Origin of the sequence: Phenylobacterium sp. (genome assembly GCF_041691455.1) — a bacterium.
Taxonomy (GTDB): domain Bacteria; phylum Pseudomonadota; class Alphaproteobacteria; order Caulobacterales; family Caulobacteraceae; genus Phenylobacterium.
Genome location: NZ_JBEPUO010000045.1, coordinates 1 through 18,798 on the forward strand (window position 1 = coordinate 1; position 18,798 = coordinate 18,798).

General features: G+C 69.4%; 19 protein-coding genes. 9 read left to right on the forward strand and 10 right to left on the reverse strand.

The genetic code is table 11. The features are described 5' to 3' along the window. Positions 1–109: 109 nt before the first annotated feature. From ACESMY_RS22370 to ACESMY_RS22385, 4 genes are all read left to right on the forward strand, one after another. Entirely contained in the window at positions 110–1,696 is a 1,587-nt protein-coding gene (locus ACESMY_RS22370; RefSeq protein ID WP_372786857.1) for a carboxylesterase/lipase family protein, read from the forward strand. An 11-nt stretch (positions 1,697–1,707) separates the two neighbouring features. Continuing rightward, the gene (locus tag ACESMY_RS22375) at positions 1,708–3,390 is read left to right on the forward strand and encodes a carboxylesterase/lipase family protein (protein ID WP_372786858.1); all 1,683 of its coding nucleotides are present in this window, start codon (positions 1,708–1,710) and stop codon (positions 3,388–3,390) included. A gap of 69 nt (positions 3,391–3,459) precedes the next feature. Further along, on the forward strand, positions 3,460–4,584 hold the full coding sequence (locus ACESMY_RS22380; RefSeq protein ID WP_372786859.1) for a WD40/YVTN/BNR-like repeat-containing protein: 1,125 nt from the start codon (positions 3,460–3,462) through the stop codon (positions 4,582–4,584). 24 nt (positions 4,585–4,608) lie between these two features. Next, the gene (locus ACESMY_RS22385; protein ID WP_372786860.1) at positions 4,609–4,872 is read left to right on the forward strand and encodes a MoaD/ThiS family protein; all 264 of its coding nucleotides are present in this window, start codon (positions 4,609–4,611) and stop codon (positions 4,870–4,872) included. Here the strand turns inward: ACESMY_RS22385 and ACESMY_RS22390 are convergent. The 5 genes from ACESMY_RS22390 to ACESMY_RS22410 form a co-directional block, all read right to left on the reverse strand. Continuing rightward, positions 4,869–5,063, reverse strand: a complete 195-nt coding sequence (locus ACESMY_RS22390; protein WP_372786861.1) for a hypothetical protein — start codon at positions 5,061–5,063, stop codon at positions 4,869–4,871. The genes ACESMY_RS22385 and ACESMY_RS22390 overlap by 4 nt on opposite strands. A gap of 87 nt (positions 5,064–5,150) precedes the next feature. Continuing rightward, positions 5,151–6,725 carry a phosphoglycerate dehydrogenase gene (gene serA / locus ACESMY_RS22395; RefSeq protein ID WP_372786862.1) on the reverse strand — a complete coding sequence of 525 codons (1,575 nt, stop codon included), beginning with the start codon at positions 6,723–6,725 and terminating at the stop codon, positions 5,151–5,153. Positions 6,726–6,802: 77 nt separating this feature from the next. Continuing rightward, on the reverse strand, positions 6,803–7,972 hold the full coding sequence (locus tag ACESMY_RS22400) for a phosphoserine transaminase (protein WP_372786863.1): 1,170 nt from the start codon (positions 7,970–7,972) through the stop codon (positions 6,803–6,805). A 132-nt stretch (positions 7,973–8,104) separates the two neighbouring features. Next, the gene (locus ACESMY_RS22405; RefSeq protein ID WP_372786865.1) at positions 8,105–8,533 is read right to left on the reverse strand and encodes a hypothetical protein; all 429 of its coding nucleotides are present in this window, start codon (positions 8,531–8,533) and stop codon (positions 8,105–8,107) included. Between the two features lie 68 nt (positions 8,534–8,601). After that, positions 8,602–8,940 (reverse strand): hypothetical protein, encoded by a 339-nt coding sequence (locus tag ACESMY_RS22410; protein WP_372786866.1) that lies wholly within the window; start codon positions 8,938–8,940, stop codon positions 8,602–8,604. A gap of 240 nt (positions 8,941–9,180) precedes the next feature. Between ACESMY_RS22410 and ACESMY_RS22415 the strand changes: the two genes are divergently transcribed. Then, positions 9,181–11,088, forward strand: coding sequence for an ATP-binding protein (locus ACESMY_RS22415; protein WP_372786867.1), 1,908 nt, complete (start codon positions 9,181–9,183; stop codon positions 11,086–11,088). A gap of 21 nt (positions 11,089–11,109) precedes the next feature. Here ACESMY_RS22415 and ACESMY_RS22420 read toward each other — a convergent pair whose 3' ends face one another. From ACESMY_RS22420 to thiD, 3 genes are read right to left on the reverse strand one after another with little or no spacing between them, the layout of a single operon-like run. Next, positions 11,110–11,928, reverse strand: coding sequence for a PhzF family phenazine biosynthesis protein (locus ACESMY_RS22420; protein WP_372786868.1), 819 nt, complete (start codon positions 11,926–11,928; stop codon positions 11,110–11,112). Positions 11,929–11,987: 59 nt separating this feature from the next. Continuing rightward, the gene (locus tag ACESMY_RS22425) at positions 11,988–12,560 is read right to left on the reverse strand and encodes a nucleotidyltransferase family protein (RefSeq protein ID WP_372786869.1); all 573 of its coding nucleotides are present in this window, start codon (positions 12,558–12,560) and stop codon (positions 11,988–11,990) included. Next, on the reverse strand, positions 12,557–13,360 hold the full coding sequence (thiD, locus tag ACESMY_RS22430) for a bifunctional hydroxymethylpyrimidine kinase/phosphomethylpyrimidine kinase (protein ID WP_372786870.1): 804 nt from the start codon (positions 13,358–13,360) through the stop codon (positions 12,557–12,559). The genes ACESMY_RS22425 and thiD overlap by 4 nt, the downstream gene beginning before the upstream one ends. An 86-nt stretch (positions 13,361–13,446) precedes the next feature. Between thiD and ACESMY_RS22435 the strand changes: the two genes are divergently transcribed. The 4 genes from ACESMY_RS22435 to ACESMY_RS22450 all read left to right on the forward strand — a co-directional run bounded on the left by ACESMY_RS22435 (position 13,447) and on the right by ACESMY_RS22450 (position 16,860). Beyond that, positions 13,447–13,749 (forward strand): ArsR/SmtB family transcription factor, encoded by a 303-nt coding sequence (locus ACESMY_RS22435; protein ID WP_372786871.1) that lies wholly within the window; start codon positions 13,447–13,449, stop codon positions 13,747–13,749. Continuing rightward, positions 13,746–14,276, forward strand: a complete 531-nt coding sequence (locus tag ACESMY_RS22440; protein ID WP_372786872.1) for an SRPBCC family protein — start codon at positions 13,746–13,748, stop codon at positions 14,274–14,276. The genes ACESMY_RS22435 and ACESMY_RS22440 overlap by 4 nt, the downstream gene beginning before the upstream one ends. 179 nt (positions 14,277–14,455) lie before the next feature. Then, positions 14,456–15,376 (forward strand): ABC transporter ATP-binding protein, encoded by a 921-nt coding sequence (locus ACESMY_RS22445; RefSeq protein WP_372786876.1) that lies wholly within the window; start codon positions 14,456–14,458, stop codon positions 15,374–15,376. Next, positions 15,373–16,860: an ABC transporter permease gene (locus tag ACESMY_RS22450; protein ID WP_372786873.1), complete on the forward strand. Its 1,488-nt coding sequence runs from the start codon at positions 15,373–15,375 to the stop codon at positions 16,858–16,860. The genes ACESMY_RS22445 and ACESMY_RS22450 overlap by 4 nt, the downstream gene beginning before the upstream one ends. Here ACESMY_RS22450 and folP read toward each other — a convergent pair. Further along, the gene (gene folP / locus ACESMY_RS22455; RefSeq protein ID WP_372786874.1) at positions 16,857–17,705 is read right to left on the reverse strand and encodes a dihydropteroate synthase; all 849 of its coding nucleotides are present in this window, start codon (positions 17,703–17,705) and stop codon (positions 16,857–16,859) included. The genes ACESMY_RS22450 and folP overlap by 4 nt on opposite strands. Positions 17,706–17,781: 76 nt before the next feature. Then, the coding region (locus ACESMY_RS22460; protein WP_372786875.1) for an ATP-dependent metallopeptidase FtsH/Yme1/Tma family protein at positions 17,782–18,798 on the reverse strand (1,017 nt) is incomplete at its 5' end.

An 18,798-nucleotide genomic window follows, 5' to 3' on the forward strand; every position in this document is an offset into this window, starting at 1 on the left:
AAAAAACAACCGGCCTGGGCGGGGGGCCACCACAAACCCCAACCCCCGGATGCAACCCCCCCCCCGGCCGGGGCCGGCGCCGGGCAGATCCCGGCCCGCCAGCGCCGCGGTGGCCGGCCGGGCCGGCGCCCAGGCGCCCTCGCCGCCCGCGGCCGCGCCGGCCGGGCTGGGCGTCGGCGGCGCCTCCAGCAAGATCTTCCAGGTGACCAGCACCGCCAGCGGCAAGGTGCAGGGCATCGCCAATGGCCCGACCTGGGAGTTCAAGGGCATCCCCTACGGGGCCCCGACCGGCGGCAAGAACCGCTTCATGCCGCCGAAGAAGCCGGCCTCCTGGACCGGCGTGCGGGAATGCTTCGCCTACACCTCGGTCTGCCCGCAGACCCAGGCCGACATCCGCGGCGAATACGGCCAGCTGATCATGTGGGACCGCCAGGTGGGCGGCATGGGCGAGGACTGCCTGTCGCTCAATGTCTGGACGACGAGCACCGACCGGTCGGCCAGGAAGGCGGTGCTGGTCTCGTTCCACGGCGGCGGCTTCGCCACCGGCTCGGGCAACGCGCCCGGCTTCGACGGCAAGAACCTCGCCTACTACGGCGACGTGGTGGTGGTGAGCGTCAACCACCGGCTGGCGAGCTTCGGCTACACGAACCTCGCCGGCGCGGGCGCGCCTGAGGCCTTCAAGTACGCCGGGGTGACCGGGGTGATGGACCTGGTCGCCTCGCTGCAATGGGTGAAGGACAATATCGAGAACTTCGGCGGCGACCCCAGCCGGGTGATGATCTTCGGCCAGTCGGGCGGCGGGGCGAAGACCTCCACCGTGCTGGCCATGCCGCCGGCCAAGGGCCTGTTCCATCGCGCCGCGGTGCAGTCAGGCTCGGCGCTTCGGCTGGTGACCCCGGAAGCCGGCGCGGCGACCGCCGAGAAGTTCCTCAAGCAGCTGGGGATCTCCAAGGCCAATATGGGCGACCTGCAGAAGGTCTCCTGGCAGCAGATCCTCGAGGCGCAGACCGCGGCCGGCGGCAACTTCTCACCGGTGATCGGGACCGACGCCCTGCCGAACCACCCGTTCGATCCGTCGGCGCCGGCGGTGTCGGCCGACGTGCCGGTGATCGTCTCGACAACCCTGGAGGACGCCGCGCTCGGCCTGACCAACTTCACCCTGACCGAGGACGGGCTGCGCGTGCTCTTCGACCAGCGCTGGCCCGGCAAGGGCAAGGAGCTGGTGGCGCTCTATCGCCGCTACGACCCGATCGCCACGCCGTTCCTGATCCAGGCCCAGGCCTTCACCGACGCGGGCGGCCGCCGGGCGGCCTATACCCAGGCCGCGCGCAAGGCGGCGCTCGGCGCGGCGCCGGCCTATGTCTACCAGTGGAACTGGCGCACCCCGGCCTACGACGGCCAGTTCGGCGCCGTGCACGGCATCGACGTCTCGGCCTCGTTCCACTCCTACCGCGACGGCTTCTTCGCCGGCTCGACGGCGGGCAAGAAAATGGCCGACCGGCTGGCCTCGACCTTCGCCGCCTTCGCCAAGACCGGCGATCCGAACAACGGCCACATCCCGCCGTGGAAGCCCTACAGCGACGCCCAGCGCAACGTCATGCTGTTCGACAACGACACCCGCCAGGAGGTGGGTCCGCGCGCCGAGATCCGGGCCTGGTGGGACGCCAATCCGCCCGCCGCCGGGCCGCGCGGCTAGGGGAACGCCTCATGAGCAAGTCCAATCCGGGCCTCAGCCGCCGCGACCTGATCCAGGTCGCCTCCGTCGCCGCGACGGTCGCCGCGGGCGCGTCCTCAGCCTCGGCCCAGCCGGCGCTCGGCCAGCCCCCGGCGGCGCCTTCGGAGCGCATCCTCGGCAACGCCGCGCCGACCGGCGGCATCTTCCACACCGTGGAGACCACCTCGGGCAAGGTGCAGGGCATCGCCAACGGCCGGGTGAAGGAATTCAAGGGCATCCCCTATGGCGCCTCGACCGGCGGCAAAAACCGCTACATGGCGCCGAAGACGCCGACGCCCTGGGCGGGTGTCCGCAACTGCATCGGCTACGGCCCGATCTCGCCCCAGACCCCGGCGTCGCTGGAGAGCGACTATTCGATGATGATCGCCTGGGACCGCCATGTGGGACCGGGCGGAATGGGCGAGGATTGCCTCAACCTCAACGTCTGGACGCCCAGCGTGAACGACCACGCCAGGCGCCCGGTCCTGGTGTCGTTCCACGGCGGCGGCTGGGCCACCGGCTCCGGCAACGGGCCGATGTATGACGGCGCGCAGATGGCGCGGCTGGGCGACGTGGTGGTGGTGACCGTGAACCATCGGCTGGCCGCCTACGGCTACCTGCATCTGGCGGGGCTGGGCGCGCCGGCGGAGTTCGCCAACGCCGGCAACTGCGGGGTGATGGACATGGTCGCGTCGCTCCGATGGGTGCGCGACAACATCGAGCGGTTCGGCGGCGACGCCGGCCGGGTGATGATCTTCGGCCAGTCGGGCGGCGGGTCGAAGACCTCGACCTTGCTGGCCGTACCGTCGGCCAAGGGCCTGTTCCACCGAGCCGCCGTGCAGTCCGGCTCGACGCTCAAACAGGCGACGCCCGAGGAGGCCGGCGCCGAGGCGACGAAGCTGCTCAAGACGCTCGGCCTCGCCAAGGGCGATGTCGCGGCGATCCAGAAAGTCCCCTGGCAGAAGCTGCTGGAGGCGCAGGTGGCCTCGGGCGGCAATTTCCGGCCGGTGATCGGGGACAAGACCCTGCCGCACCATCCCTTCGATCCGGCCGCCCCGCAGGAGTCGGCAGACGTGCCGGTGATCATCTCCACGACCCTGCACGACGCCGCCCTCAGGCTCTCCAACTTCGACCTCGACGAGGCGGGGCTGGCGGCGCTTCTCCGGCAAAGATTCGGGGCCAAGAGCAGCGACATCCTGGCCGCCTATCGCCGGGAGAACTCGCGGCAGACGCCCTACCTGACCCAGGCCGAGGCCTTCACCGACGCCACGCGCGGCAATTCGCAGATCCAGGCGCTGCGCAAGGCCGCGCTCGGCAGGGCCGCGACCTATATGTACGTCTGGGACTGGGAAACCCCGGCCTTCGACGGCAAGTTCGGCGCGGTGCACGGCCACGACGTGGAGGCCAGCTTCCACCTGTCGCGCAACGCCATCGGCGGCGCCGGCACGAAGGGCGGGCGGCTGATGAGCGACCGGCTGTCGGCCACCTGGGTGGCGTTCGCGAGCACGGGCGATCCGAACAACAGCCTGATCCCCCACTGGCCCGCCTATGACGCCAGGCGCCGTGCGACCATGATCTTCGACACCGAGATGAAGGTGGCCGACGACTATCGCGGCGACTTCGTCCGGATGATCGCCGACGCGGTCCCCGGCACGCCGGATCCGCGGAAGGCCTGATGCGAAGTCTCTTGCCGGACGGTGTCGGTTTGACGTGAAATGGCGCGTCCTTGGGGTCAGGAGGCCTCCATGACCGACGCGATTCAACTTCTGGTGGGCACCCGGAAGGGCGCCTGGATCTACCGCAGCGACGCCAGCCGCGTGTCCTGGCGGGTCCAGGGACCGATCTTCCTGGGCTCGATCGTCAATCACCTGGTCCTCGATCCGCGCGATGGACGGACGCTTCTGATGGCGGCCTCCAGCGGGCACCTGGGACCGACGATCTTCCGCTCCACCGACGACGGCGAGACCTGGACGGAAGCCGCGAAACCCCCAGCGTTTCCGAAGTCGGACGATCCGCGCGCGCGGTCGGTCGACCACAGCTTCTGGTTGGAGCCGGGGCACGCCAGCGAGCCTGGCGTCTGGTGGGCGGGCGTCTCGCCGCCGGGCCTTTTCCGCAGCGCCGATGGCGGCGAGACCTGGGAAAGCGTCGCCGGCTTCAACGACCATCCGAACTATTGGGACTGGTGCCCGCCGGACGCCGGCACGCCGGACGGGTCCCTGCTGAACCAGGTGGTGATCGACCCGCGCGACGCCCGCCACATGTACATCGCCACCTCCAGCGGCGGGGTCTTCGAGAGCCACGACCGGGCCGAGACCTGGCGGCCGCTGAACGAGAACGTCGAGGCGAACTTCTTCCCCGACCCCTATCCTGAGTTCGGCCAGGACGCGCACTACATCGCCCTTGCGCCCGCCAACCCCGACCGGCTCTGGCAACAGAACCATTGCGGCGTCTACCGCCTCGACCGGCCGGGCACGCGGTGGGAGCGGATTGGCAAGGCCATGCCGGCGGAGGTCGGTGACATCGGCTTCACCGTCGTGCCCCACGTCCGGGACGCCGACACCGCCTGGGTCTGGCCGATGGATGGCACCGACGTCTGGCCACGGGTCAGTCCCGGGGGCAGGCCTGCGGCCTACCGCACGCGCGACGGCGGCGCGACCTGGGAGCGGCAGGACAAGGGATTCCCGACCGAGCAGGGCTGGTTCACGGTCAAGCGGCAGGCCTTCTGCGCCGACCGGGCCGAGCCCATGGGGCTCTATCTGGGCGCCACCAACGGCGAGATCTGGATGAGCGGCGACGAGGGCGAGAGCTGGCGGCAGATCGCCGCCCACCTGCCGGAAATCTATTCCGTCAGCGCCGCCCCGCTTTCGTGACCCCGCTCTCGTGACCCCCCTCTCGTGACCCAGGTCCTGATCCCCTCGCAGCTGACCTCTTACACCGGCGGCGTCACGCGGGTGGAGGCGGCCGGCGCAACGGTGGGCGGCGTGCTCGACGACCTCGACCGCCGCTATCCCGGCCTGAAGTTCCGGGTGGTCGACGAGCAGGACCGGGTGCGCAAGCACATGCGGATCTTCATCGGCCGGGAGGAGACCCGCAGGATCGCCACCCAACTCAAGGCCGGCGACGAACTGCTGATCTTCGGGGCCTTGAGCGGGGGCTAGATCGCGATCTTGCTCTGCGCGGAGTTGCGCGCCGTCAAACCGCGACCGAAAGCGGCTGGCGGACGCTTGGCGCCAGTCATAATCGGAGCGTGGTGCGCCCTGGCGGTGGTGGTGTTGGCTTTGGTCGAGAACGCGATCCACGGCGCCAAGGCGCGGAACGAATACAGCGCGCTGGCGATCGTGATCCTCATCGTCGGCCTCGCGGTTGTCCTGCGTATGATCGACTGGCGCCGAAAGCGTGGACTCCAGAGCTCAGTCGAAAACCCGGACGCCGACCCCTAAAACCGCAGCGCCCGCGCTTCCTTGACGTGCGGCAGGCCCTGGATCTTGGTGAGCAGGGCCTCGGTGGGCGCCTGGTCGACGCCGACGAGGGCGATGGCGTCGTCGCCGGCCGAGACGCGGCCGAGGTTGAAGGTGGCGATATTGACGCCCGCCTCGCCCAGGAGGGCGCCCAGGTTGCCGATGAAGCCTGGCTTATCGAGGTTGTTGACGTAGAGCATGGTCGGCATGAACGGGGCGTCGAGGTCCATGCCCTTGACCTCCACCACCCGCGGCGTGCCGGCCAGCACCGAGCCCGCGAAGGAGCGCTTGCCCTTGTCGGTGGTGACGGTGATCCGGATCAGGCTCTCGTAGATCGGCGAGTCCTCCTGGCGGGTCTCCGAGACGGTGATGCCACGTTCCTTGGCGACCGCAGGCGCGGAGACCATGTTCACCTCGGCCAGCATCGGGCGCATGACACCGGCCAGGGCCGCGGCGGTGAGGGGCTTGGCGTTCAGCTTGCCCACCTCGCCCTCGTAGGCGATGTCGATGGCCTTGATGCCGAAGTCGACCATCTGGCCGGCCATCAGCCCGAGCTTTTCGGCGAGCGCGATGAAGGGCTTCAGGCGCGGGGCCTCTTCGGCCGTCACCGACGGGCTGTTCAGCGCATTGGTCACCGCCCCGGTCAGCAGGTAGTCGCTGATCTGTTCGGCCACCTGCAGGGCGACGTTCTCCTGCGCCTCGTTGGTGGAGGCCCCCAGGTGCGGCGTGGCGACGAAGTTGGGCGCGCCGAACAGGACGTTTTCCTTGGCCGGCTCGGTCACGAAGACGTCGAAGCCCGCGCCGCCGATGTGGCCGGAGTCGAGGCCGGCCCGGAGCGCAGCCTCGTCCACCAGCCCGCCGCGGGCGCAGTTGACGATCATCACGCCCTTCCTGGTCTTGGCCAGATTCTCGGCTGACAGGATGTTCTTGGTCTTTTCGGTGAGCGGGGTGTGCAGGGTGATGATGTCGGCGCGGGCCAGGAGCTCTTCGAGCTCGACCTTCTCGACGCCCAGCTCAACGGCGCGCTCCGGCGACAGGAAAGGATCGTAGGCCACGACCTTCATCTTCAGGCCCAGCGCCCGGTCGGCGACGATGCCGCCGATGTTGCCGGCGCCGATCAGGCCGAGCGTCTTGGCGTAGAGCTCGACGCCCATGAAACGGCTCTTTTCCCACTTGCCGGCCTGGGTGGAGGCATCGGCGGCGGGCATCTGGCGGGCGAGCGCGAACATCATGGCGATGGCGTGCTCGGCGGTGGTGATCGAGTTGCCGAACGGGGTGTTCATCACCACGATCCCGGCGGCGGTGGCGGCGGGGATGTCGATGTTGTCGACGCCGATCCCGGCGCGACCGATGACCTTCAGGTTCTTGGCCGCGGCGATAACATCCTTGTTGGGCTTGGTGTCGGAGCGGACGACCAGGCCCTCATAGTCGCCGATGACCTTGATCAGGTCTTCTTTGCTGAGGCCGGTCTTTACATCGACGTCGACGCCACGTTGCTTGAAGATATCGATGGCGGCGGGGCTCAGGGAATCTGCGATGAGGACGCGGGGCATGTGAGGAGTCCTTGAAGGAGCGCCCTCCCCGGCTGCGCGGGGAGGGGATGTTTCGAAAGGCGCGCGCGGGCGCCGGTTCAGGCGGGCTGAAGTTCGGAGATCGCCGCGGCGAAGGCCCAGTCGAGCCAGGGCGTCAGCGCGTCGAGGTCGGAGGTGTCGACGGTCGCGCCGCACCAGATCCGCAGGCCGGGCGGGGCGTCGCGATAGCCGCCGACGTCGAGCGCCACGCCTTCCTTCTCGAGCGCGCCGGCCAACGTCTTGGCGAAGTCGGCCTGGGCGTCATCGGAGAGCGAGGTGACGCGCGGATCGATCACCTTCAGGCAGACCGAGGTGTTCGAGCGGATCGCCGGGTCTTCCGCGAGGAAGGACACCCAGCCGGTCTTCTGCGCCCAGCCTTCCAGCACGCCGAGATTGGCGTTCGCGCGACGCTGCATTTCCGGCAGGCCGCCGATGGAGGCCGCCCACTTCAGCGCATCGACCGCATCCTCGACGGCCAGCATCGAGGGCGTGTTGATCGTCGCGCCTTCGAAGAGGTCGAGGGTGACCTTGCCGCCTTTGGTCATGCGGAACAGCTTCGGCATGGGCCAGGGCGGGACGTAGCTCTCGAGCCTGGCCACCGCGCGCGGCGACAGGATCAGGACGCCATGCGCCGCCTCGCCGCCGAGCGCCTTCTGCCAGGAGAAGGTGACGACATCGAGCTTGGCCCAGTCGAGATCCTGGGCGAAGGCGGCCGAGGTGGCGTCGCAGATGGTGACGCCTTCGCGGTCGGCGGCGATGAAATCGGCGTTGGGCACCCGCACGCCGGAGGTCGTGCCGTTCCAGGTGAACACCAGGTCGGCGTCCTTGCGGACCTTGGTCAGGTCGGGCAGCTCGCCATAGGGCGCGTCCAGCACCTCGGCCTCGATCTTCAGCTGCTTGGTGACATCGGTCACCCAGTCCTTGCCGAAGCTCTCGAAGGCCAGCAGCTGCACGGGGCGCGGCCCCAGCATCGACCACATGGCCATCTCCACCGCGCCGGTGTCGGAACCGGGAACGATGCCGATCAGGAACTCGTCGGGGACCTCCAGCACCTCGCGGGTGCGGTCGATCGCTTCCTTCAGGCGCGCCTTGCCGAGCTTGGAGCGGTGCGACCGCCCAAGGACTGCGTTCTGAAGATTTTCGGGGGCCCACCCAGGACGCTTTGCGCAAGGTCCGGATGAAAACTCGGGTCGCGCCGGGCGCATAGCCGGCTTCGCGGGGGTCGTCATAGCAATGTCTCCCATCCTTACAGATGGACTGCGCCCCGTTGGGAGGGCGTGGCCCGCGCGCCAGAAGCCCGGCTTCGCGCTGCGGTGCAAGATAAAGTTTCTAAGTGCGGCCTTAAGCGCCGCTATCGCGCCCTAGGTGCGCGCGGCCCGCACGCGACGCCGCCAGGCCACCGCCGTCCCGATGATCAGGCAAAGGGTGATGCCCATGAAGTCGAGGTTGTTGACGATGGCATGGAAGCGATCGTTCGGCCGTTCGGCGACGAAATAGTAGGCGTAAAGACTGAACTGCGTGGCGTAGAGCAGCATCGCTCCGCCCAGCCACAGGCTGCCATAGATCAGCACCACGCCCAGCAGGCCGAGCGCGGCCAGGCCGTCGATGACCAGTTCAGCAATCGGCTGGACGCCGACAGGCAGAAAGGTCGTCGCGAGAATGGTGAGGAGAAGGGTCGCCAGAACGACAGCGCCGCCAATCCGCTCGGGCGGCCCACCCTTCCACAAGGAGAAGAGGCACCCCAGCAGGCCGAAGAGCGAAATAATCTGAGGCAGCAGTGAAGCAGGCATGATGAAGCGCCCCTACTACACAATAGAGGCGCCTCACCAGTTAATGTCTTGCAATCCGAGTGGGAGGCTTAGCCCACGTCGCGGAGCAGGGTCTCGGCGGCCGCGGCCATCTGCGGCGGCTTGTTCTCGACGCCGGACATCTTCGCCCGGATGCCGAGGCGCAGCTTGGCTTCGTTCAGCTCGTTGTGCACGCCGACCATGGCGGTGCGCGCTTCGCTGAGCGCCTTGATCGCTTCGACCATCTTCACGGCCGCGTCGTCGGCAAACACCATCGAGGCGTTCACGTCCTTACGGGCCTTGAGCATCTCGCTCATCAGTTCGGAGGCTTCCGCCAGCGCACCGTCAACAGCGGCTTCCGTCACGAACAGCTTTTTAGCCACGCGCTGAGCCACAAACGCCTTTTCCATCATGATCCCCTAGGTAGGTAAACAACCACAATTTACGGTAAATAGAATATTAAGGTTCGCGCAACTGATTCATGAGTTGTTAACCATAATTTCCTCTCCCACGGGTTGTACCTGTGGCGCCTGAGGCACAGTTTCGTCCGCTTTACGTAACGTGACCTTCCCCCTCGCCCGCAGGCGGGGAAGCGAAGCGTTAGGATTGTTCAGCTACAGCGAGAGTCCCGTGCGGCCCTTGCGAACGCTATGACCTCATCGAACGCCACACCCGGTTCGGCCTCCACCGCGACTTTCCATGCTCGCGTGGCGAGTGTCGGCCTGGTCACGACGCTGGTTGTGCTGATCGCGGCCTGCCTGACCTTCATGCTGCAGCAGTGGGCGGTGGCCCGCACCCAGTCGCACCAGATGTATACGGGCCTCGCCGAGATGACGGCGACGACCGCCGCGCCGGCCATCACCCTCGGCAACAAGGTGCTGATCGAAGCGCCCGTGGCGGCGCTGGCCGCCAGCCGCAATGTCGCCGCCGCCCGCCTGACCGGTCTGGACGGTCGCGTGCTCGCCGACTACGAGCGCCGGGGCAAGGAGACGGTCGGCATACCGACCGAGATCATCCGGGCCGACGTGGTCTCCGAGGGGCGCAAGGTCGGCGTCCTGGCGCTGACGGTCCGGCGGCCGACATTGACCGCACTCCTGCCCCAGTTCGTCGCGCTGACCGCCGCCCTGCTGTTCGGCGGCATCGGCGTGGCCCTGTTCCTGGCCCGCGGCATGGCCCACCGGGTCATCGCGCCGGTCCAGCGCCTGTCGGACGCCATGCACGAAGTCGCCGAGGGCGGCAGCTTCGAGCCCATAGAGATCAAGGCGCAGGACCAGCTGTTCCGTAGTCTGACGGCCAGCTTCAACCACCTGCTCGGCAAGCTCGGTGAGCGTGAGGACGACCTGAAGCGGGCGATGCGCGACCTGGAGAGCGCCCGCGACGCCGCCAACGCGGCCAACGTGCTGAAGACCCAGTTCCTGGCCAACATGAGCCACGAGATCCGCACCCCGCTGAACGGCGTCCTGGCCATGGCCGAGGTGATGTCGATGGGCGAGCTGGCCGATGTCCAGCGCGAACGCCTGGGCATCATCCGCCAGTCCGGCAGCCTATTGCTGGCGGTGCTCAACGACGTGCTCGACCTCTCCAAGATCGAGGCCGGCAAGCTCAGCCTGGTGCGCGAGGACTTCGATCTCGGCCCCACCCTGTCGCCGACCGCCGAGACCTTTCAGGTCCTGGCGCGGGGCAAGGGCCTCAACTTCGGTTTCGAGATCAGCGAGGCGGCCGGAGGCTGGTGGCGCGGCGACGCCGACCGCCTGCGTCAGATCGCCGGCAACCTCCTGTCCAACGCCGTCAAGTTCACTCCGCACGGGTCGGTTGAGGCGGCGGTCGACATCAACGCCGAGACCGGCGCCCTTCGCCTCGTGGTCCGCGACAGCGGCGTCGGCATCGCGCCCGAAAAACTGCCGGCGCTGTTCGAGAAGTTCACCCAGGCCGACAACTCCGCCACCCGCCGCTTCGGCGGCACCGGCCTCGGCCTCGCCATCTGCCGCGAGCTCACCCAGATGATGGGCGGCTCCATCGATGTCGAAAGCCGCGAAGGCCACGGCTCGACCTTCACCGTCGAACTGCCGCTGACCCGCGGCGAGGCGGTGGACGGGCTCGAAGCCGCGACGGCCGCCGACAACGGCGAGCGCAACATCCGTCTGCTGGCCGCCGAGGACAACCCGACCAACCAGCAGGTCCTGGCCGCGGTGATGGAGTCGCTCGGCATCGACATCGACATCGTCTCCGACGGCAAGCAGGCGGTCGAGGCCTGGAAGCACGGCGGCTACGACCTGGTGCTGATGGATATCCAGATGCCGGTGATGGACGGCATCGACGCCTCCCGCGCCATCCGCGACATCGAAATCACCGAGCAACGCAAGCGCACGCCGATCGTGGCGCTCACCGCCAACGCCCTGACCCACCAGGTCGAGGAGTACATGGCGGCCGGCATGGACGGCCACGTGGCCAAGCCGATCGAGATCGCCAAGCTCTACGAAGCGATCAGCGCCGCGCTGACCGCCGTGGCTACGGGCGCCTCGGGCCGGACGCCCGCCGCGACCGCCGAAGTCGCCTGACCCTCAAATCTTCGCGGCGGGTCAGCCCGCGATGCGCAGGGTTCCATCCAGCATGGTCACCGCGCGACCGCGCAACAGCACCCGATCGCCCTTCAACTCGCAGTCGAGATCGGCGCCGCGGCCCGGATAGGCCTGGTGGAAGAGCACGCGCGGGCGGCCGAGCTTCTCGGCGAACAGTGGGCTGAGGATGCAGTGCAGGGAGCCGGTGGCCGGGTCCTCCGGGATGCCGGAGCCGGGCGCGAAGAAACGGTCGACCACGTCATAGGGTTTGCCGGCGTCGGCCAGGGCGGCGACGCCCACGTTGCCGCGTCCGCCGGTGGCGGCGCTCGACACCGCCTCCAGGGCGACGAGGTCGGGCTTGGCGGCGCGGACCTGGGCTTCGTCCTTCAGGACGGCGACGAGATAGGCCGACGCCCAGACCTCCAGCGGCTCGACGCCCAGGGCTTCAGCGAGGCCGGCCGGGGTATCGACCTGCGTCGGCGGCTGAGCCGGAAAATCCATCTCGTAGCCTTCGCCGGCGCGGCGGACGGTCAGGGCCCCCGACTTGGTGTCGAAGGTCAGCCGGTCCGCGCCGAGGCCAAGCTCGGAGAACAGCACATGCCCCGAGGCCAGGGTGGCGTGTCCACAGAGCGGCACCTCAAGCGCCGGGGTGAACCAGCGCAGGCCGAAACGGGCGGGATCGTCGGTCTTCAGCAGGAAGGCGGTCTCCGCCTGGTTGTTCTCCGCGGCCAGCGCCTGCATCCAGGCCGCATCGCGCCAGGCGTCCACGGGCTCGGTCACGCAGGCCTGGTTGCCCCGGAAGGCCTCGGCGGCGAAAGCGTCAACGGTCCACTGGCGCATGGCAGGTCTCCTCGAATGCGAAGCTTGCAGATAGCGTCGGCGAGGACTTAGGCAAGTGGCTAATTGATCACAGTCAGCTCCGGCCAGCGCGCCGTGGCCGAGGCGGCCGTGCGCGCAAAGCCGTGGGTCTGGCGCCGCGGGTTGGGGGCGAGGCGCAAGGCGAAGAGGTCCTCAAGGCCGAACGGGGCGATGACGGTCAGGCGATCGTCGGCCTCCAGCCGCACCCCGACCGAAAAGGTCGCGCTGGTGAAGCGGTCCAGGGCTTCGGCGGTGCGGGTCAGCGGCGCGTAGGGTTCGCCGAACTTGCCCTCGAACCACAGGTGCACGCGGGCCTGGTTGCGCACCTCCACCAGATCCCGCAACGGCGGCTCGAAGGCCTGGGCGACCCGCCGGATGACGACATCCTCGGCCTCGTAGGAGGTGTCGGAGGGGTCGAAGTAGCCGAGGTCGTAGTCCTTGATCCCGTAGTCCAGGTCGCGGCCGGTCAGGTGGTTCAGCACCCGCTGGTAGATGGCCCCGGAGAAGATCAGCCAGTCCGGCAGATCCAGCGCTCGGGCGGTTTCCAGGACGTGCATCAGGCGCGCCGACCGGCGGACGATCTCTTCCAGCCGGCCTTCCAGCTCTACGCTCATCCCTTCCCCCGCAATGGCCAGCCGTGATCGAGGGGCCCATGGCCGCGGCCAAGGCCAGGCGCGCGCGCGATGGCTTCCTGCGCATAGGCCCAGGCCCGGGCCACGGCCTCGGTCAGGGGCAGGCCCTGCGCCAGGCCCACCGCGCAGGCCGAGGCCAGCGTGCAGCCGGTGCCGTGTGTGTGGCGGGTCTCGATCCGTTCGGTCTCGAACGCCGTCTCGCCGGCCGGCGTCATCAGCAGGTCGACGACCCGGTCGCCCGGAATGTGACCGCCCTTCATCAGGACGGCTCGCGCCCCGGCGCTGAGCAGCGCCTCGCCGGCGCGCCGCAGATCCTCGGTGGTGGCCACGCCGAGCCCGGTCAGGGCCGCGGCCTCCGGGGCGTTGGGGGTGAGCAGGGCCGCGCGCGGGATCAGCAGCGCCGCAACGGCCTCGATGGCGTCCCTCGCCAGCAAGGACGCTCCGCCCTTGGCGACCATCACCGGATCGATGACCGAAGGAACGCCCTCGACCGAGTCCAGGATACGGGCCACGGCCTCGACCATGCCGCGGTCGCCGAGCATGCCGGTCTTGATGGCGTCGGCGCCAATGTCGTCGAGCACGGCGCGGGCCTGGGCCTCGACGATCCCGACGGGGATCGGGTGAACGCCGCTGACGCCGAGCGTGTTCTGCACCGTCACAGCGGTGACGGCGGTCGCCGCATAGCCGCCGAGCGCGGTGACCGTCTTGATGTCCGCCTGGATCCCCGCGCCGCCGCCGGAATCGGATCCGGCGATGATCAGGACTCGGCCAAGCGACGTCATGGCTCCGCGATAGCGTGGCCGGCGGCGATTTGCATCGGCGAATGAAATGCCTTGACGGTTATATTTCCCTATATGCATATAAAGGCATGAGCCCGTTCGAAGCCGTCGCCGAACCCAACCGCCGCCGCATCCTGGATGTGCTGCGGTCGGGGGAGCGGCCCGCCGGCGACCTGGTGGAGGCCACCGGCCTCAGCCAGCCCGGCGTGTCGAAGCACCTGAAACTGCTGCGCGAGGCGGGCCTGGTCAGCGTGCGGCCCGACGGCCAGCGCCGGCTCTACCGACTTGAACCCGACGAACTGGCCGAGCTCGACGCCTGGCTGAAGCCCTTCCGCGCGTTCTGGGCCGACCGCCTCGACGCCCTGGAAGACCATCTGGAGAAAGAACAATGAGCATCACCGCCACCGCCCGCGACGTCCTGAGCGACGCCCCGCTCGGCGAGGTCACCGCCACCGCCGACGCCCTGCAGGTGGTTTTCCACCGCCGCTACGCCAAGCCGATCGAGAAGGTCTGGGCGGCGATCACCACGCCCGAACGCCTGGCCGACTGGCTGGCCGAGGCCGAGATCGAGATGAAGGTCGGCGGGGCGATCCGCTTCAACTGGCGGAAGGGCGCATACAGGATGGAAGGCCGCGTCCTGGTCTGCGACCCGCCCCATAGCTTCGCCTGGACCTGGAGCCTCGACGACCGCGAGACCGTGGTCCGCTTCGACCTGAGGGCGGAAGGAGACGGCTGCTGGCTGACCCTCACCCATTCCGGCCTGAGCCCGAAGGACGGCCGCGGCAGCGGCGTGCGCGCCGGCTGGCACGCGCACCTGGAGGCCATTCCGGACGCGATGGAGGGCCGCGCGACGCCGCTCGCCGTCAAGGAAGCCCGCGAAGCGGCGCTCGCCGGCGCCTACCCCAAGCTCCCGGACTAAGGTCATGATCGACGACCTACCGGGCCGAGCGCGAACGGGAGCTGACGGCGCGCTACAGGGAATTTCTGCCCGCCTGAGCCATGTCTTGGCCAGCGTCCTGAATTGGGGTTGAGTGCCCGCCACAAGGCCGCCGGTGAGAGCGGCCCGTCGCGGGAGGGGTAAAACTGTCAGTTCTTGTCCTGGATGGCGTCACCAAGCGCTTCGACGACTTCACAGCCGTCGACAACCTGAGCTTCGAGGTCCCGGAGGGCGGGATCTTCGGCTTCCTGGGCGCCAATGGGGCCGGCAAGACCACGACGCTCCGCATGGTGCTCGACATCCTGCGCCCGACCACCGGCGAGATCGCCGTGCTGGGCCAGCCGCCCGGCCGCCGCGGCGGCGGCGAGATCGGCTTCCTGCCGGAGGAACGCGGCCTCTACCGCCAGATGACCGCGCTGGAGACGGTGGTCTATTTCGGGCGGCTGAAGGGCATGGAGACCGGCGCGGCCCGGCGGGCTGCGGAGACCCTGCTCGAACGCTTCGACCTCGCCCAGTTCGCCCGGCGCAAGGTCGAGCAGCTCTCCAAGGGCATGGCCCAGAAGGTCCAGCTGGCCGCGGCCCTGGTCACGGCCCCGCGCCTGCTGATCCTTGACGAGCCGTTCGCGGGCCTCGACCCGGTCAACCAGGCGGTGCTCGAGGAGGTGGTGCTGGAGCTCGCCCGGGCCGGTTCGACGGTGGTCTTCTCCACCCATGTGATGCAGCACGCCGAGCGGCTCTGCGACCGCCTTCTGCTGATCGCCCGCGGTCGCAAGGTCTTCCAAGGCAGCCAGGACGAGGCCCGCGCGCAGCTGCCGGCCCGCCTGTCGCTGGCCGCGCGCCAGGACCCGGCCCGGTTGCCCGGCGTCGAGCGCGCCCTGGCCGCTGGCGCGGCGGAAGACGGCTGGACCGACTGGGACATCACGCTCGCGCCCGGCGCGAGCTCCGCCTCCCTGCTGGAGGCCTGCACCGGCGGCGGCTTCGCGCTCCGGCGTTTCGAGACCCATCGCGCCAGCCTGCACGAGGTCTTCCTGCACCTGGCAGGCGGTGAACGGCCGGGCCACGAGCAAGGAGCGCGCCCATGAACGCCATGTGGCTGGTGGCCGCCCGCGAGTTCCGTCAGATCACCACGACCCGCAGCTTCTGGGTGACCCTGCTGTTGCTGCCGGTGGCGATCGTACTCAGCCAGCTCTCGGTGCGCCTGCTGCAGCCGCCGCCGGGCGTCGCGGTGGTGATCGTCGACCAGAGCGGCCGCTACGCCCCGCAGATCCAGCAGCGGATCACCCTCGATCACGACCGGCAGGTGCTGAGCGACCTCGGCGCCTATGCGCTGAAGTGGAAGATCACCCCGCCGCCGGGCGCGGTCTGGGGCCAGGGGCCGCGCCTGTTCAGCCCGGGCGAGGTCGCCGCCTTCGAAGCCGCGGGCGGCCTGCCGCAGGCGAGCGCTGCGATCACGCGGCTGAAGCCGGCCGCCGCGCCCGCCTTCCGCCCGCCGCCGCCGTTCTTCATCCCGATCGCCCCGCCGGCCGGGGTCGTCACCGATCGGGGGCCCGAAGCGTTCGGGGCGTCGCTCATCCCGAAGATGAAGAAGGACGTGGCGACGCCGAACGGGCCCCGGCAGCTGTCGCTCGGCGTCTACATCCCCGCGGACTTCGGCGCGGCCGGCGCCGCGGCGCGCATGTGGACCAACGGCCGGCCCAATCCGGGCCTGGTTGAGACCGTGCGCCAGGAGCTGACCGGGGCGCTGCGCGCCCAGGCCTTGCAGACCTCCGGCGTCGATACCGCGGCCCTGGCCCGCATCTCGGCGATCAGCGCCCCGGTGACGCTCGCCGCGCCGCCGGCCGGTTCGGGACGTGGCCAGATGATGTTGCGATCCGCCCTGCCCCTGGCGCTCGCCTACCTCCTGCTCCTGTCGCTGATGATGTCCGGGTCCTGGATGCTGCAGGGGCTGATCGAGGAGCGGTCGAACAAGCTCCTGGAGTCCGTGCTCGCCTGCATCACCCCCGACGATCTGCTCTACGGCAAGCTGATCGGCGTGGTGGCGGTGGGTCTGCTGATGATCAGCGCCTGGATGGTGTTCGCGGTCGGCGCGGCCTTCTCGGTCCAGGGCGCGGTGGCCGACTTCGTCCGCCCGGCGCTGGGCTCGATCAGCTCGCCCTGGATCGTCGTGGCGCTCGCCTACTACTTCCTGGCCGGCTATCTCGCGGTCTCGATGATGTTCCTGGCGGTGGGCGCCGTCAGCGACAGCATGCGCGACGCCCAGGGCTACCTGACGCCGTTGATCATGGTGCTGACGATCCCCTTCATCGCCATCGCCAGCGCGGTGCTGCAGAACCCCGACGGCCTCCTGCCGCGGGTGATGTCGTGGATCCCGATCTACGCACCCTTTGCGATGATGGCGCGCCTGGGCAGCGGCGTTTCCCCCTGGGAGGTGGCGGGGTCGGGCGCGTTGCTCGCGGTGTTCATCGGCGTGGAGTTCGTCCTGCTGGGCCGGCTCTTCCGCGCCACCCTCCTGCAGTCCGGCCAGTCGATCGGCTTGAAGGCGCTTCGCCGCCGGCCCGCGACCTAAGGGTTTCGCGCCCCGGCGATGGCGCGCCAGACCCGGAGCGCCTGCACCGTCTCCCGGACGTCGTGAACGCGCACGGCCGCAACGCCCGCCTCCGCCCCGGCCAGGGCGCCGGCGATGGAGCCGCCGAGCCGCTGGCCGGCCGGGCGCCCACCGTCATCCACCGCGCTGATGAAGCTCTTGCGGCTGACGCCCAGCAGCACCGGGAAGCCCAGCGCGACGATCCGCTCCAGGCCGGCCAGCAGCGGCAGGTTGTGATCCAGCATGTGCTTGCCGAAGCCGACGCCGGGATCGAGCCAGATCCGCGCCCGCGCCACGCCGGCGGCCATCGCGGCCTCCGCGCGCGCCGCCAGGAAGGCCGCGACCTCGGCCACGACATCGTCGTAGCGCGGCTCGGCCTGCATCGTGCCGGGCTCGCCCTGCATGTGCATCAGGACCACCTCGCACCCAAGCTCGGCGGCCGTGGCCAGGCTCTCGGGGTCGTGGCGCAGGGCGGTGACGTCGTTCCAGATCGTGGCCCCCGCCACCACCGCCGCGCGGGCTACCTGCGGCTTCATGGTGTCGATCGAGAGCGGGATCGGGCTCTCGGCGCGGATCGCCTGGATGAGCGGGACGACGCGGTCGATCTCCTGGGCCGCCGCCACGGGCGCGGCGCCTGGCCGGGTGGACTCGCCGCCGACGTCGAGGATGTCCGCCCCATCCGCGATCAGCCGGCGCGCCTGGGCGAGGGCCGCGGCCGGATCGCCGAACCGCCCGCCGTCGGAAAAGCTGTCCGGCGTGACGTTGATCACGCCCATGACCTTCACGAGGGGAACGCGCACGGGTCGGGCGGCGAGCAAGGCGGTCATCGCCGGCCTTGATAACGAAAAAGGGCGGCCCCGTCGCCGGCGGCCGCCCTTCGTCGGATTGTCGAAGCTTGAGGCCTCAGGCCGGTTCGGGCTTCGGCGAAATCGGCACGGCCACGGCCGGTCCGGTGGGGCGCTTGGCGTCGACGTCCTCACGGTTCGGCGCCACGCCCTTCAGGGCGCCGATGATCTCGTCGCCGCTCAGGGTCTCGTACTCGAGCAGCGCCTTGGCCAGGGTGTGCAGGTCGTCGAGCTTCTCGGTCAGGATCCGCTTGGCTTCCTCGTAGCCGCCCTGGACCAGGCGCTTCACTTCGGCGTCGATGGTGTTGGCGGTCTCTTCCGAGACGTTCTGGGTGCGCGACACCGAGTGGCCGAGGAACACCTCTTCCTGGTTGTCGCCATATGAGACGAGGCCAAGCTTGTCCGAGTAGCCCCAGCGCGTGACCATGTTGCGGGCCAGGCTGGTCGCCGCCTGGATGTCGCTGGAGGCGCCGGAGGTGATCTTGTCCTTGCCGAAGATCAGCTCTTCGGCGACCCGGCCGCCCATCATGATCGCCAGGCGCGAAGTCATCTGCTCGAAGTTCATCGAGTAGCGGTCGCCTTCCGGCAGCTGCATGACCATGCCGAGGGCGCGGCCGCGCGGGATGATGGTCGCCTTGTGCACCGGGTCCGACGAGGGGACCGTCAGCGCCACCAAGGCGTGACCGCCCTCGTGGTAGGCGGTGTTCTTCTTCTCGTCCTCGGTCATGACCATGGACCGGCGCTCGGCGCCCATCATGACCTTGTCCTTGGCCTCTTCGAAGTCATGCATGGTGACCATGCGGCGGTTCTTCCGCGCGGCCATCAGGGCGGCCTCATTGACCAGGTTGGAGAGATCGGCGCCCGAGAAGCCCGGGGTGCCGCGAGCGATGACCTTGGTCTCCACGTCGGCGGCCAGGGGCACGTTCTTCATGTGGACGCGCAGGATGCGCTCGCGGCCGTTCACGTCGGGGTTCGGCACCACCACCTGGCGGTCGAAGCGGCCGGGCCGCAGCAGGGCCGGGTCCAGCACGTCGGGCCGGTTGGTGGCGGCGATCAGGATGATGCCTTCGTTGGC